General features: G+C 33.1%; 16 protein-coding genes. 3 read left to right on the top strand and 13 right to left on the bottom strand.

Going from position 1 to position 13893, the window contains the following annotated elements; translation table 11 throughout:
- Nucleotides 1–12: 12 nt before the first annotated feature.
- Both RTW14_RS06075 and RTW14_RS06070 read right to left on the bottom strand, forming a co-directional pair.
- Nucleotides 13–168 (bottom strand): hypothetical protein, encoded by a 156-nt coding sequence (locus RTW14_RS06075; RefSeq protein WP_312648816.1) that lies wholly within the window; start codon nt 166–168, stop codon nt 13–15.
- A 289-nt stretch (nt 169–457) separates the two neighbouring features.
- Nucleotides 458–1033: a hypothetical protein gene (locus tag RTW14_RS06070; RefSeq protein ID WP_312648815.1), complete on the bottom strand. Its 576-nt coding sequence runs from the start codon at nt 1031–1033 to the stop codon at nt 458–460.
- 248 nt (nt 1034–1281) lie between these two features.
- Between RTW14_RS06070 and RTW14_RS06065 the strand changes: the two genes are divergently transcribed.
- The gene (locus tag RTW14_RS06065; RefSeq protein WP_312648814.1) at nt 1282–1491 is read left to right on the top strand and encodes a hypothetical protein; all 210 of its coding nucleotides are present in this window, start codon (nt 1282–1284) and stop codon (nt 1489–1491) included.
- A 132-nt stretch (nt 1492–1623) separates the two neighbouring features.
- Here RTW14_RS06065 and RTW14_RS06060 read toward each other — a convergent pair whose 3' ends face one another.
- Genes RTW14_RS06060 through RTW14_RS06045 form a run of 4 tightly spaced genes read right to left on the bottom strand, consistent with a single transcriptional unit; the run spans nt 1624 to nt 3378 of the window.
- Nucleotides 1624–1959: a DUF3784 domain-containing protein gene (locus tag RTW14_RS06060; protein WP_312648813.1), complete on the bottom strand. Its 336-nt coding sequence runs from the start codon at nt 1957–1959 to the stop codon at nt 1624–1626.
- A 5-nt stretch (nt 1960–1964) separates the two neighbouring features.
- Nucleotides 1965–2378 (bottom strand): SdpI family protein, encoded by a 414-nt coding sequence (locus RTW14_RS06055; protein ID WP_312648812.1) that lies wholly within the window; start codon nt 2376–2378, stop codon nt 1965–1967.
- 11 nt (nt 2379–2389) lie between these two features.
- Complete coding sequence (locus tag RTW14_RS06050) at nt 2390–3040, bottom strand: DUF3887 domain-containing protein (RefSeq protein WP_312648811.1); 651 nt, start codon at nt 3038–3040, stop codon at nt 2390–2392.
- A complete protein-coding gene (locus tag RTW14_RS06045) occupies nt 3040–3378 on the bottom strand; it encodes a PadR family transcriptional regulator (RefSeq protein WP_312648810.1) in 339 nt (112 codons plus the stop codon). Before RTW14_RS06045 ends, RTW14_RS06050 begins: the two co-directional genes overlap by 1 nt.
- A 184-nt stretch (nt 3379–3562) precedes the next feature.
- Between RTW14_RS06045 and RTW14_RS06040 the strand changes: the two genes are divergently transcribed.
- The gene (locus RTW14_RS06040) at nt 3563–3952 is read left to right on the top strand and encodes a BlaI/MecI/CopY family transcriptional regulator (protein ID WP_312648809.1); all 390 of its coding nucleotides are present in this window, start codon (nt 3563–3565) and stop codon (nt 3950–3952) included.
- Nucleotides 3952–5784 (top strand): M56 family metallopeptidase, encoded by a 1833-nt coding sequence (locus tag RTW14_RS06035; RefSeq protein WP_312648807.1) that lies wholly within the window; start codon nt 3952–3954, stop codon nt 5782–5784. The genes RTW14_RS06040 and RTW14_RS06035 overlap by 1 nt, the downstream gene beginning before the upstream one ends.
- Before the next feature lie 65 nt (nt 5785–5849).
- Here the strand turns inward: RTW14_RS06035 and RTW14_RS06030 are convergent, their stop codons facing one another.
- The 7 genes from RTW14_RS06030 to argF all read right to left on the bottom strand — a co-directional run bounded on the left by RTW14_RS06030 (nt 5850) and on the right by argF (nt 13785).
- Nucleotides 5850–7298 carry an amino acid permease gene (locus RTW14_RS06030; protein WP_312648806.1) on the bottom strand — a complete coding sequence of 483 codons (1449 nt, stop codon included), beginning with the start codon at nt 7296–7298 and terminating at the stop codon, nt 5850–5852.
- 221 nt (nt 7299–7519) lie between these two features.
- Nucleotides 7520–7711 (bottom strand): Acb2/Tad1 domain-containing protein, encoded by a 192-nt coding sequence (locus RTW14_RS06025; RefSeq protein ID WP_312648805.1) that lies wholly within the window; start codon nt 7709–7711, stop codon nt 7520–7522.
- A gap of 314 nt (nt 7712–8025) precedes the next feature.
- Entirely contained in the window at nt 8026–8874 is an 849-nt protein-coding gene (locus tag RTW14_RS06020; protein WP_312648804.1) for a DNA-binding domain-containing protein, read from the bottom strand.
- A complete protein-coding gene (locus tag RTW14_RS06015) occupies nt 8875–10149 on the bottom strand; it encodes an ATP-binding protein (RefSeq protein WP_312648803.1) in 1275 nt (424 codons plus the stop codon).
- A gap of 100 nt (nt 10150–10249) precedes the next feature.
- Nucleotides 10250–11764, bottom strand: coding sequence for an alanine/glycine:cation symporter family protein (locus RTW14_RS06010; RefSeq protein ID WP_312648802.1), 1515 nt, complete (start codon nt 11762–11764; stop codon nt 10250–10252).
- Nucleotides 11765–11819: 55 nt separating this feature from the next.
- Nucleotides 11820–12770, bottom strand: a complete 951-nt coding sequence (arcC, locus tag RTW14_RS06005; protein WP_312648801.1) for a carbamate kinase — start codon at nt 12768–12770, stop codon at nt 11820–11822.
- A 16-nt stretch (nt 12771–12786) separates the two neighbouring features.
- Nucleotides 12787–13785: an ornithine carbamoyltransferase gene (gene argF, locus RTW14_RS06000; protein WP_312648800.1), complete on the bottom strand. Its 999-nt coding sequence runs from the start codon at nt 13783–13785 to the stop codon at nt 12787–12789.
- Nucleotides 13786–13893: the final 108 nt, after the last annotated feature.

The raw sequence follows: 13893 nt of genomic DNA, 5'->3' as shown, positions 1-13893 counted from the left end.
TGCTTCTTTTTATTATATTGTTTTATCTATTTTCTCTTTTTTGAAAAGTTTTATAAGATATTTAATTAGATCCGAGAATCTAAAGATTCTTGTCCCAATAAATGCTGATAATCTTGAAATAAGAATACCAATTCCAATAAATATTGCAATAGCAATTATAATCTCCATATTAACCCCCTATTTTGCAGCTATAATTCTCCCTTAGCTTTATTATACAAGACAATCTTATAAATTTCAAATATTTAACATAACTATCCACATCCCTATTTCATCCATTTTCATCCCATTATAAATTGCTCTTCTCAAATTATATACAAGAAAACTAAGTTCCAGATTAGCTGGGACTTCTTCTGTTCCCTTGCCTAACACATAATGAACAGCATGCTACCACTTGACTGTGCCAAACAAAAACACCGGGCTATAAAACCCGGCATTAAAGGTGGATTCATTACTATTCTTATTTACTGGAGAAATTTAAGTAATCAAGTATACCTTGTGAATAATAGTCACCTATTGTTGAAGTAAGATTTAAAATTCTATCAAATATGTCTATGTTTTTTCTAAAGTCTTTATTTAAAAATGTGTTTGATTGATCTATTGTCATTTGATTAAATTGATATAATAAATTCTTCCATTCACTTTCTACCCAAAACGGATTTACTTTTGATAGAAAAGCAGCTATTTGGTCTGCATTTTCATACAACTGCTTTGTGTATTCATTTATCGCATTAGTGTCACCATTTATTTGTGCATTAATCAAAGCATCTAAAATATTATTGAAATTGGATAAGAGAGTAACATATTGATCTGCAAATTGCTCTCCAAAGACTAAACTAAAAATATTAGTAGATTTTATTAATAGTTCATCTAATTTCTCCCATATTGCTTCTATATCTCCTAACCCTCCATGTTTGCTGGCTAAATAGGCCCTAAGCCACGTAGCCAAATCTCTCCAAATTGTCCTTGATTGGAATATCAAATTCAGTTGACTTGGTGGAATACAAGCAGTTTGAAGCACATTAACCAATCTCATTCAGCGACCTCCTTTGTTTCTAATAATATAATATATTATTAGAAGCATCTTTTTACTACTTATAATTTGAAAGTTAGATATTTTTTACTTCTATCCGCATTCTCATTATATAGTCTGCGCCATGATTTCATCATGTAATTCTTTTAACTTTACTTTTTAACAAGCCCTTATCTTTTCTCGAATATGTGAATATTTAGAATCATTATTAGTCATTATAATACTAATTTAAAATAAATGGAGGTAATATTATGTCAAAAGATGAATTTGATAAAATCTTTCAAGAAGCATATTTCAAAGTTGTAGCAAATAATTTTTCTAGCGGAGCACTATCTAAAATAACTGGTACATCAAATGGTAAAACAAAAGAAGAATTGCTTCTTGATTTAATCACAACCGTATTTGCTGCAAATGCAGAATTAACAAGTACAGTTCTAATTGACGTACTAGAAATCCAATAATAAGTTTTTAGTTTATTTACAGATCTATCTTATTGACATGCTCAAAATATTTTTTTAAAAAATAAGCTGTTACACTAGTTATTGATTATGCTAATGTAACAGCGCCCCTTCTTTTGTCCTTAAGGTATTTTATTACCCTTTTTTATACTTTCCAAATGCCTTTTCCGTATCCATATGTACATCCTTAAAAAATAATATCAGCCATATTCCCCAAGCTATAATGGCTACATACTGACTAATCATATAAGATAGCAAGGCTCCAATGAAAAATACAATAGACCATGTAAGAAATGCTTTTGCCTGATCTGCACACATTCTTTCTGTATCAAAATTTTTTCTTTCTTCCTTAGACAGCATATTGAATCCACTGACCAACATTGCACCTTTCTCTTTCAATATTACAAATAGAACTAGTAATATAGAAAATACTACTCCCATGGCAATGCAGCCTGCCACCCCAATATTCATAAATACTATTCCTCTCCATCCACGGTATTTTTACTATATTCAATGTTTCTATAACCATTCTTGTCAAAATTTTTCTTTAATGCCTTCTCAACTGGAAATATAGAACCTATTAAAACAATAGTCTGTATTGTTACAATGATGCCGCAAACAATACCCTGCATATCTTCAGTTAAATTAAAAGATACTACTGTTATAATTAATGTAACAATGCCCATAATCAAGCCAGCTTTTTTCCAAAGCATACCGCAGTATTTATGAGCAAATTCCCACGTATCTTGGTTTTTCATGGACATGGATGTCCTATAACCATAAAAATTATTAATTCTTTTGGGTACTTTATTTTCAAATATTTTTCCAAAAATAATCATTATTGCAGGTATTAACATATTACAACCAACCAAAAATATCAAAAACGCCATATCTATCACCTCTATTTCATATAAATTCCTGCTAGAAGCATATTTTCATCGAAGGAAATGGTGTATGTTACGCTTCTGTTTTCATATAGCGCGACAAGCTCAACAACTGCAAACTTCTTTCCAATTTGATCGATTTCTGCAGTATTCTCACTGGTATAAGATTTAAAATTCCCCCAATCCGAGCCTATCTGTTTTTTTGCTTCAGATATTTTACTTTCAGTTATAGCCTCTTTCATTTTGTCATTTGCATACTGTTTCTTTATTGTAGTATAATCATTTTCATTTAAAAGGTTTACAATCATTTCAGCCTGGCTAATTACTGCTTTTTCATTAAAACTACTGTTATTATCCATTACTGTAGTTTTAGGCAGCATCCAATAAATACCAAAAACAATACTGCCCATAAGTACAAGCACAATTATTGATATTTCTATTCTTTTTGCATTTTTTGCAGCTTTTAACTCTGTTTTAGAAAAATTGTCATTAAAATCAGCTGCCACAGAAAGAGGCTCTCCCATTCTTTCTTTAATTTTCTCCCACGGTTCACCATTTTCTAAAGCAATCTGAATATCTACTTCCAATTCTTTTGCAATGTCTTTCCTTTTCTGCCTGGAACATTTTAGTTTCTTGATTATAGATTTTACATATTTATTCTTATCCATTAGACTTCCTCCATAATTGATGTTACATTTTTTGAAAAATTCGACCATAATTCATTCAACTCTGACAAGGTCTGCCTGCCTGTATCAGAAATGGAATAATATTTTCGTGATACTTCCTTGCGTTTTGGTTCACTCCATCTGCTGATAACCAGTCCATCATCCTCGAGTCTGTATAAAATCGGATACAAGGTACCTTCCTTCAAAGAAAACATGCCGTTGCTGTATTTCCCAAGCTCACTAATAAGCTGATAACCATACTTTTCTTCATTCATTAAAAGTTTTAATACCAACATTTCAAGAACTCCTTTTTTTAATTGTTGTTCATATTTCTGATTCAACTTCTCACCTCTATGCTTAGTATTGCTAAGTACATACTAATACAATGCATTATGAATGTCAATACTAATGTTTAGCAATGCTAAGTACTATACCAGTTTTTCTTGACATTTAATTATACGTATGTATAATGTTATCATATGCATAATATTATACAATTACATTATTATAATAGGAGTGAATAAAATGAATAATAAGATAAAACGACTAGGTGATGCAGAATTAGAAATAATGATGATTCTGTGGTGTAGTGCGGAGCCTATTACTTCCAATTGCATATTGGATCAGATTCAGGGAAAACGCAAATGGGTATTGTCAACCTTGATGACCTCTCTTGCAAGGTTAGCAGAAAAAGAATTTGTTCATTGTGATAGAAAAACCCGCACCAATCTATATTCGACATTGATAACTGAAAACGAATATAAGATACAAGAAAGTAAAACCTTTTTAGAAAAACTTTATGGAAATTCACTGCAAAGCCTCATCACAAATTTATATAGTAACAAAGTAATAGATCATGCAGATTTAAAAGAATTACAGGAATATCTTAATCAATTAGAAAGGGAGAAAAAGTGATGTCACACAAATTGTTTCTATCAATAATAGAAATCTCCATTATCACAAGTATACTAATTATGACTGTAAAGATTCTATCCTTCTTTATAAATAAGCATTATGCTGCCAAATGGAAAAAATGCATATGGTTGATAATCGCTGTAAGACTCTTAATACCTATCGACTTCTCGTTTTCTGGTGCGCCAATTCAAGTGAATATGCCTGATATCAACCATCCATTATTCATTTCACTTACTAGTCAGATTAGTCCCGATAAAGGAACCGTACACAGCTCAGAAACAAAAGTATTACCTGTAATGGCTTCTGTTACTAATACGCAAGTAGAAAAGTTTACAGACAATGTGTCAGAAAAAAACAAAAAAGCTATACCATGGATGGATATTACTATTTTGGTTTGGTTTATTGGCTGCTTTGTATTTATAGTGTATCACTTTGTTGGATACTTTTATTTTAGGAAGCAAATTTTGCGCTGGAGCAGAGTTTCGAAAGAGCAGAGATCATATGATATAATCAACGATATTTCTACTAAATTCGATATTAAAAAGCAGGTTGATATTTATGTATGTAATCAAATATCAAGCCCTTTCATTATGGGATTTCTTCATCCTGTTGTGGTCATACCCTCTGGTAATTATTCGGATGAGGAACTAACTTTTATATTTAAACATGAACTTACACATTACAGACGTTATGACCTATGGTATAAAATGCTGCTTCTGCTTTCAAATGCAGTTCACTGGTTTAATCCTTTGATATATCTGCTTCGCTATGAATCAGATGTTGATTTAGAGCTTTCCTGTGATGATGAAGTAATTAAAGAAATGTCAACTGACGCAAAAAAAGCATATGGTGAAACAATTCTTTCTTGCATCAATCAACAGAAAATGCGTACAATCGCATTAACTACAGGTTTTAATGATTCTACTAAAACACTTAAGGAGAGGTTACAAAATATTTTAAGTACAAGAAAAAAGCATAATGGTCTTATTATTATTTTGACTCTCCTTCTTTTAATTGTAAGTACTAGTGTTTCGGTAGCCTTTACTAGTGGCGGGCAAAATCAAAAGAATGCTGATGGTTTCTCATGGTATGGAGCTGTTAATCTTATTTCAGAGAATATAAAACTTCCAGAAAAACTTATAAAAAGCGATGATGATTGGAATACTTTTTTAAAGAGTGACAGTACAATTGCATTAGTAGCTGATATTCCTAAAGAAGCCATTTATGTCTACGGATTAAAGAAAAATGGTACTGAAAAAGGAACATATCACCTGCACGGTTTATGTATAAGACAAGGAAATGCTATTCAGATATTGGATGTAAATTGGGGGGTTTATGGTGAGCTTCCTAAGCTGCAATATGAAGATTATGATCATGATGGAACAAAAGAATTAGCCATGATATCGAAGAGTGCCAATGGAACTGGCATCTCCTTAAATGACTTACATATATTAGAAAAGAGCAATACAAATGGTTGGATAGATTATTCATTCAGTTCTAATGACTGGAGTGATATCATAAATAATAAACTAACATATCAAGTGAATGACGGAGCATTAACCATATCTATTAACGGAGAGACTACTGGAAACAACATAAATTTAAAATCTCTCGAAGAAACATGGGGAGATAAACTTAATTCAGTATATGTTGGAAACTATGGGGAATTTACTTTTAAAGATGGGAAAATCTATCTTCAAGTACTACCTACCGCCTCTGTGACAAACTGGCCGCCGGAGCAGGTGATTACCGAGACCTATATTCAGATGGAGGTACTTTACAAAGGCGGGTTTGAACTTAAGAATGCTTTTACATCAAAACAAAGTAATTAAAATCTAATCATAAAATGAAAAAGAAGGACTGCTTCTTCTCTGCAATCCTTCTTTCTTTATGCATATTATTCAGCTTTATAGTCAGTAGAAAAATCAGCATGAGTAAGGTCAACAATCTTAGTTTTCCTCACTACTTTATAAGCGATATAGAATACAAGGAAAACAATAAAACCTACGTAAGCTGGAAGTGCTCCAATGAAGTTTCCTGCAAGCAAGTCCTTATAGTCCTGACCAAGAATAACAATTGTACAAAGAACAAATGCAATAATTGGGCCAAGTGGGAATAGCTTTGACTTGTACTTTAAATCTTTTAAATCTTTACCCTGCAATACATATGCTTTCCTAAATCTGTAGTGGCTGACTGCAATTCCTAACCATGCAATAAATCCTGCCATACCAGAAGCATTTACAAGCCATAGATAAACCGTATTTTCTCCTACTAAATAACCTAAGAATGCAAGTATAGATACTGCGGTCGTAAAGTATAGGCAATTCATTGGAACGCCTCTTTTATTAACTTTTGCTAAGAATTTTGGAGCTTTTCCTTCATTTGCCATAGCGTATAGCATTCTAGAAGCTGCATAAAGTCCCGAATTCCCACAGGAAAGTACTGATGTTAATATTACAGCATTCATAACAGCAGCAGCTGCTGCAAACCCAGCTCTTTCAAAAATAAGAGTGAATGGGCTCATTGCCATATTGTCAGTTCCTGCTTTAAGCAAGTTTGGATCTGTATAAGGAAGAATAAACCCTATGATTGTTAATGCACCTATATAGAAAATAAGTATTCTCCAAAACACTGTATTTATTGCTTTTGGAACGTTTTTCTCAGGATCTTCAGATTCACCAGCTGCTATACCAACAAGCTCAGTTCCCTGGAATGAGAATCCTGCTATCATTGCTATGGAGAATATTGCTGCAAATCCTCCGCTAAAAGGTGCATCCTCAATTTTCCAGTTATGGAACCCAGGAGCATTTCCTCCCAAGATACCAAATATCATTAGTACACCAACTACAAGAAAGATACCAATTGTAACTACCTTTATGCCAGCAAACCAGAATTCAGCTTCACCATACATACGTGCAGAAATAATATTAAGAACAAATAATATGACTAAGAACATCGCGCTCCAAATTACACCTGGTACATCTGGAAACCAGAATTTCATTACGATTGCTCCAGCAACAAGTTCACAAGCAACAGTAATTGCCCAATTATACCAATAATTCCAACCAAGCGCGAATCCCAAAGCAGGGTCAACGAATCTAGTTGCATAAGTTTCGAAAGAACCAGAAACAGGCATAAAAGTAGCCATTTCACCTAAACTTGTCATAAGAAAATAAACCATAATACCAATCAATGAATAAGCTACCAGTGCTCCTCCTGGACCTGCACCGCTTATTGAAGCTCCAGAAGTTACAAATAAACCAGTTCCAATTGCTCCACCTATGGCAATCATATTTAAATGCCTTGTTTTTAGTGTTCTTTTTAAGCCTTCATTTTTTTCACTCATTAAAAAAACCTCCCCATAATATAAAAAATCGCAAAATGTAATCTAAATTGATGTATCCTCCTCTCTATTTGTCTATCTAAAAAATCAGTTATATTATATCATAAAAGTCGTAAAAATTATGCTCCCACAGAGATTTTTGTAAGAATTACAAATTTTCTTATACTTTTTGTCTTTTTTTGTCGCATTATATTCTCTAAACTAATTTAGAGCTTGATTGATATTTATCTATTTCTTGCAATCGAAGCATTGGCCCACAAACTTGCCTCTTCAATTTTAGTAAAGGCCAGTGATTTTTCTCTGCATTCAGGACATTGACTATCAATTAAAGCTGCAAGTTCCATTGCTTTTGTCCTTATAAGATTATATTTTTCTATTTGTTCTTCCTTCGAATTATAAAATTCAAAATTACCCAATGTATTTTTCTCCTTTGCTATTGTTTTCAATTTAAACATGGACATAACTTTATATTTTTATACTTTATGGAGAATAATAATCATTAATTATTTGATCAGTTATTCACATCCAGAAAATATTTGCATATTATGTTAATACCACAAAAGGAGGTGCTGTTATGTGTCATCCTTGTTGCTGGATTGCCCTATACTTCTTGTATAAAAATTGCAACCAAACTCGATGTAATAGAGGGTGTTGTTATAGACACTAAAAATATATAAAATATGCCCACAATAAGTCTCATCAGACTCATATGTGGGCTCTTTTATTCTTATTATTTAACTTCACTATAAACAAGTAATCCTTCTATAAATTTATCTACGCTGGCTTTTCCTCCATCTTTTCTTTTTCCTCGTAGATAATCCATTTCTACGCGAATGCTTTCAAAATCAAATACAACATAATGATAATTTTGAAAGATTTCATTATAATAGTCTTCTACTCCCATTCCAGCTATATTCGTTAATCCTCTTTTTACTGCTCGACGGATTCTCTGCTTTACCATCTTAGGGTCTTCAGATTTTTGACTACAGTATAACGATATACCCTCCTTAATATTAGAACTATTACTTTGTAATCTTTCTTCACAAATTCCAATAATATCACCGGTTCCACTTTCTCCAAGCATGCCTAATATTCCAAGTAAATACTTTATCTCTTTTAGTCGTTGTTCTTTGTCTTTTGCCTTTACATCTGGTTTTTGCTCATTAGCTCTAGTCTGAATCATTTCACGTATACCGCCTAAAGTGTTTTCTAAATTGACCTTGTCATTAACATTTTTAAGGACACTAATTACTTCAATAAGATTTATAGGTTTATTTATAAAAAACTGAATGCCTTCTTTATACGCACCAGCAACCATTTCTTTATCTGAAACTTGGGAAATCATGATAAAATTAATTTTGGGTTTTACTTCTCGTACTTGCCGTATTAAAGAAATACCATCTTTCTGCGGCATCAGATAATCAACTAAAACAATATCTGGTTCTTCTACAATTATTTCCTTTACAGCTGCCTCTGGATCTGTGGAAACGCCTATAACTTCCCCTATTCCTTGCTCTTCTACAATTCGATTTAAAACTTTAACTACACTCAAAGAGTCATCAATAATATAATATTTCATTCAGTTCCCCTCAAAACAAGTTACAGGTATGAATACGTCAAACTTTGTGTATGCATTCTCCTGTGATTCAACAACAATACTACCTTTAAACTCCTCATGAACCAAGTCTTTAACTAAAGTTAATCCTATTCCTCTATTAATATCTCCTGTAGTTTCATCAAATTTTGTTGAATATCCTGGTGCAAAAATGATATCCATATCTTCTTTTCTTATACCTGAACCATTGTCTGTTATTCTAAACTTATAAAATTCAACGTCCTCATTTTTTTCCTTAAATAACTCTAACTTGATTATACCCTTTTTTTCATTTGGAATAGCATCTATTGCATTTACAACAATATTTCTCAATACTGACATAAGAATATAATGTTCTTTTACTATAAAGTCCTCATGAACCTTTGTAACAAACTCAATCTGCTTATCTTTATGTTTTATTAAATCTTCAACATCCGTTTCCAATATATTAACTAAATCCCGTATACTTAAACTAGTAATTTTTATATCTGAAAGAAAATTATCCTGCAGTCCTTTTATTACACGAATATAACCTTTTTTTATTTCATGAACATCTTTAGCAATATCTAATGTTAATACATGTAATTCTTCCGGAAAATCATCATTATCCATTTTATTATAAAGTAAAAATGCTTTTTTCATGACATCCTCAATTTCAACAATACCTTTTTTCATAAAATAAACTTCACTATCAAAAACAGATGCCATTACCATTAATTTTTTATATCGCAATTCATGTTCTTCTTTTGTTAATAAATACTTATATGAATCCACTGCTAAACATACCATCAAAATCATAACAGCTCTAACCATAGCTATCATAAAAAGCATACCAAGTACAGTAGGATTTACATAGGTTATACCATTCATGAATGTTAGTTCTGTTGCATTTGAGATGGCATCACAAATTACTAAGGTTGTCCAAAATAAAGTGTAATTTTTTTGCAGGTTTTTATAATACATGCAATAAAACATCACACCAAAACAAAAATAAAAAATTATATCTGGCAATGCTGCTTCAGCCGATTCATTCCAATCCCCAGAGTTCAGCCATAGCACAATACACCTAAAAAAAGGTGAACATATTCCTGTCAATATAGATAGCTTAATTGGATTTATTTCATCAAAAATATGAAGACATATACCAAAGATAACCACGGCTAATGCTATAATAAAGTCATCTGAAAAAACATTAATATATAATTGTGATCCAATAGATACGCATCCTGCAGTGATTAAGGCTTGCTTTATCTTTTTCATATATAACCTTTCCTGGTATATATTTTTCGTTTCTTTTACGAATAAGAAATCGTGGAGGGGCTTAGAAACCTCTCCACGATTAATTATACATTTATGTTCTTTAGCTTGCAACATTACCGCCCTTATTCTCCAAAGTTTTTTTCTTTTCTTCTAACAATGCTGAATATCTTCTCTTAACAATGTTGTTCCATAAATCTGCATTCTTTATTCCTAATTTCTCAGGTTCAAATACAGGATTAATTCCTAACTTTTTCTGATCTTCGTAGTCTTTTAGAATCTTAATTACAGGTTTATACAGTAAAATTAATGCAATTAAGTTTACCCATGCCATGAAGCCTACACCTACGTCAGCCATATTCCAAGCTAGCGCTGAGCTTCTAACACTTCCAAATATAATCATTACAATAAGTACAATTTTAATCGCTATTTGTAAGCCTTTAAGATTCTTATTGTTTTTAAATAAAAATGCTACATTACAATCTGCATAAAAACCAAAGGACATAATAGTAGTAAATGCAAAGAAGAAAATTGCAACTGCTATGAATGCTGAACCCATTCCTGGCAGTAAAGTATCAATAGCTGCCTGTGTATAACCTGTCCCAGCAGCTATACCTGGAAGATTTTCAACAATAAAGCTTCCTTCTTGCACACCAGCCACATTGTACATTCCTGTAGATAAAATCATAATTGCTGTTGCTGTACATACAAACAATGTATCTACATAAACAGAGAATGATTGTGCTAAGCCCTGCTTTGCTGGATGGGATACTTCTGCAGCAGCTGAAGCCTGAGAACCAGAACCCATACCTGCTTCACTGGAATATACAGCACGTTTTACACCCCACATGATAGTCTGGCCCCAGATTGCACCATAAACGGCTTCCATATTGAATGCAGATTTAAAGATTACTGCAAACATGCTTGGAACATTTTTAATATTAACAGCTAAAATAACAATCATTAACAGGATATATATAGCTGCCATAATAGGTACTATCTTCTCTGCAACGGAACCAATTCGCTTCATTCCTCCAAATATAACAAAAGCGAATAGTGCAGCTACAACGCATCCTGAAACAATGGCCGGAATTCCAAAAGCATTTTTTACTGAATCAGCAATATTGAAGGCCTGAATAGTTGGTCCAGTGAATGCATTTGCTATAACCCCTGCAATCGCAAATAGGATTGCTAACCATTTAATTCCGGTCCCTTTTAGTATATAATATGCCGGACCGCCTCTGTACTCTCCATCAATTTCTTCTTTCCAGATTTGTGCCAATACAGATTCTGCAAAAGCTGCGCCTGCACCTAAAAAAGCGTAAACCCACATCCAAAATACTGCTCCTGGGCCACCAAAGCATATGGCCGTAGCAACCCCTGCGATATTCCCTACTCCGATTCTTCCGCCCAAAGCCATTGAAAAACCTTGAAATGAAGAGATTCCATTTTCTGAGCTCTGTCCTCCCAAAAGATGTTTTACCATATCTTTAATTAGCCTTATCTGAAAGAAACCTAGCCTAACTGAGAAAAAAATTCCGACTCCCAAACAGAGTCCTATCATTGCAACACTCCATAAATAACTGTTTATAACATTCGTTATTTCTACCAAATTCATAATCTTGTCCTCCTCAAAGTATAAAACTACACAAGATTTAATTAATAATTATTAGTTATGCGAAAGTGATAATTGTGCCAGTCTTTCCCTCTAAAGCCTCTAATGATTTATCAAGAGATGTAATAATTGCTTTTTTGGAAGGGTTTGCTCTTACAAACTTCATTGCTGCCTGTACTTTAGGTAACATGCTACCTGGTGCAAATTGACCTTCCTGTATGTATTGTGATGCCTTCTCTAAATTCATTTGACTAATATTTTCCTGCTGAGGTGTATTAAAGTTAATTGCAACTTTCTCCACTTCAGTAAGAATCATTAAGCAGTCTGCTTCTACTTGTTCAGCTAATAACTCTGCAGCAAAGTCTTTATCAATTACAGCTGCTACCCCTTCTAGTAATCCATTTTCCTTTTCAATAACAGGAATTCCTCCTCCGCCACAAGTAACTACAATAGTAGAATCCCAAAGTTTTTTAACTGCGTCAATCTCTACAATTTTTTTAGGGAGCGGTGATGGCACTACTCTTCTCCATCCTCTTCCCGCATCCTCTTTCATTGTATAGCCTTTTTCTTTTTCAAGTTTTTTTGCTTCCTCTTCATTGTAAAACTGTCCTATTGGCTTTGATGGTTTCTGAAAAGCAGGATCTGCTCCGTCTACAATCATTTGTGTTGCTATTGTTACTACAGGAAGATTCTTATTTCTAAGATTTAATGCATATTTCAACCCCTGTTGAATGTGATATCCTATATATCCCTGCGACATAGCACCACATACGTCAAATGGCATAACAGGTGTAACATCTTTAGCTGTTTCTAATGCTTGTAAAATCCTTCCTACCTGCGGTCCATTTCCATGAACTACTGCAATTTCATAACCTCTGCAGCTTATTTCTGCAATCTGTTCAGAAGTTTTTTTAACTACTTCAAGCTGAGCCTCTGCAGTTGCTGGACCTTTTCCTGATTGCAGCGCATTTCCTCCCAAAGCAATGACTAATTTTGTTGCCTTTTCCATGACGAATTTCTCCTTCTTATCTGCCTATTGTTGCCACTATAACTGCTTTGATAGTATGCATACGGTTTTCTGCTTCATCAAAAACTTTAGAATATTTGCTTCTAAATACTTCATCGGTTACTTCTCTAATGTCATATCCTAATTCTTTCTGTGACTTTGCCATTGTTGTTTCGAAATCGTGAAAAGATGGCAAGCAGTGTAAGAATATAACATCTTCGTTTCCTGTAGCTTCTACCATTTCAGTAGTCACCTTATATGGTGTTAATAATTTTACTTTTTCTGGAATCTGTGCTTCTTCTCCCATTGATGCCCATACATCTGTGTAAAGTACATCTGCTCCCTTTAAGCATTCTGGTGTGCTGCAAAGTTCAATTCTTGCACCAGTTTCCTTGGCAACTTCATTTACTTTTTCTAAAATGTTCTTATCAATTTCATTAAGTAAAGTTTCTGGACCATAAGCTACATAATGCATGCCCATCTTTGCGCAGCCGTACATCCATGCATAGCTCATATTGTTTCTTACATCACCACAGAAAACTACCTTAACTTTATTCAACGGCTTTGCTACATGTTCTTCAATAGTTAAAAGATCCGCTAAAATCTGAGTTGGATGGTCTACATCTGTTAAACCATTCCATACTGGAATACCAGAATATTTTGCCAGGTCTTCTACTAATGACTGTTTAAAGCCTCTGTATTCGATACCATCATAAAACCTTCCAAAAACTTTTGCTGAGTCTTCAACTGATTCTTTTTTACCAAATTGTGAACTGCTTGAGTCAAGAAAAGTAACATGCGCACCCTCATCTAAGCAGGCAACTTCAAAAGCACATCGGGTTCTAGTTGAAGCTTTTTCAAAAAGAAGAACAATATTCTTTCCTTTTAAAGTTGTACCTTCAATACCTGCACGTTTCTTTGCCTTTAAGTCATGTGACAAATCTAGCATATACCTAATTTCTTCAGGGGTAAAATCCATTAGTGTTAAAAAACTTCTTCCTTTAAGATTAACTGCCATTTTTCTTTCTCCTTTGTTTTTAGTTAAGTTTATTTTTCTTAACTATAACTATATGCATCAAAATTCTTCAATTAACTTCACAGAATAGTTTATTTTTTCTGATAATTA

Source organism: Aminipila sp. (assembly GCF_032051575.1).
In the GTDB taxonomy this organism is placed as follows: Bacteria; Bacillota; Clostridia; order Peptostreptococcales; family Anaerovoracaceae; genus Aminipila.
Note: the sequence above shows the minus strand (reverse complement) of the source record. Positions and strands in the feature narration are given on the sequence as shown.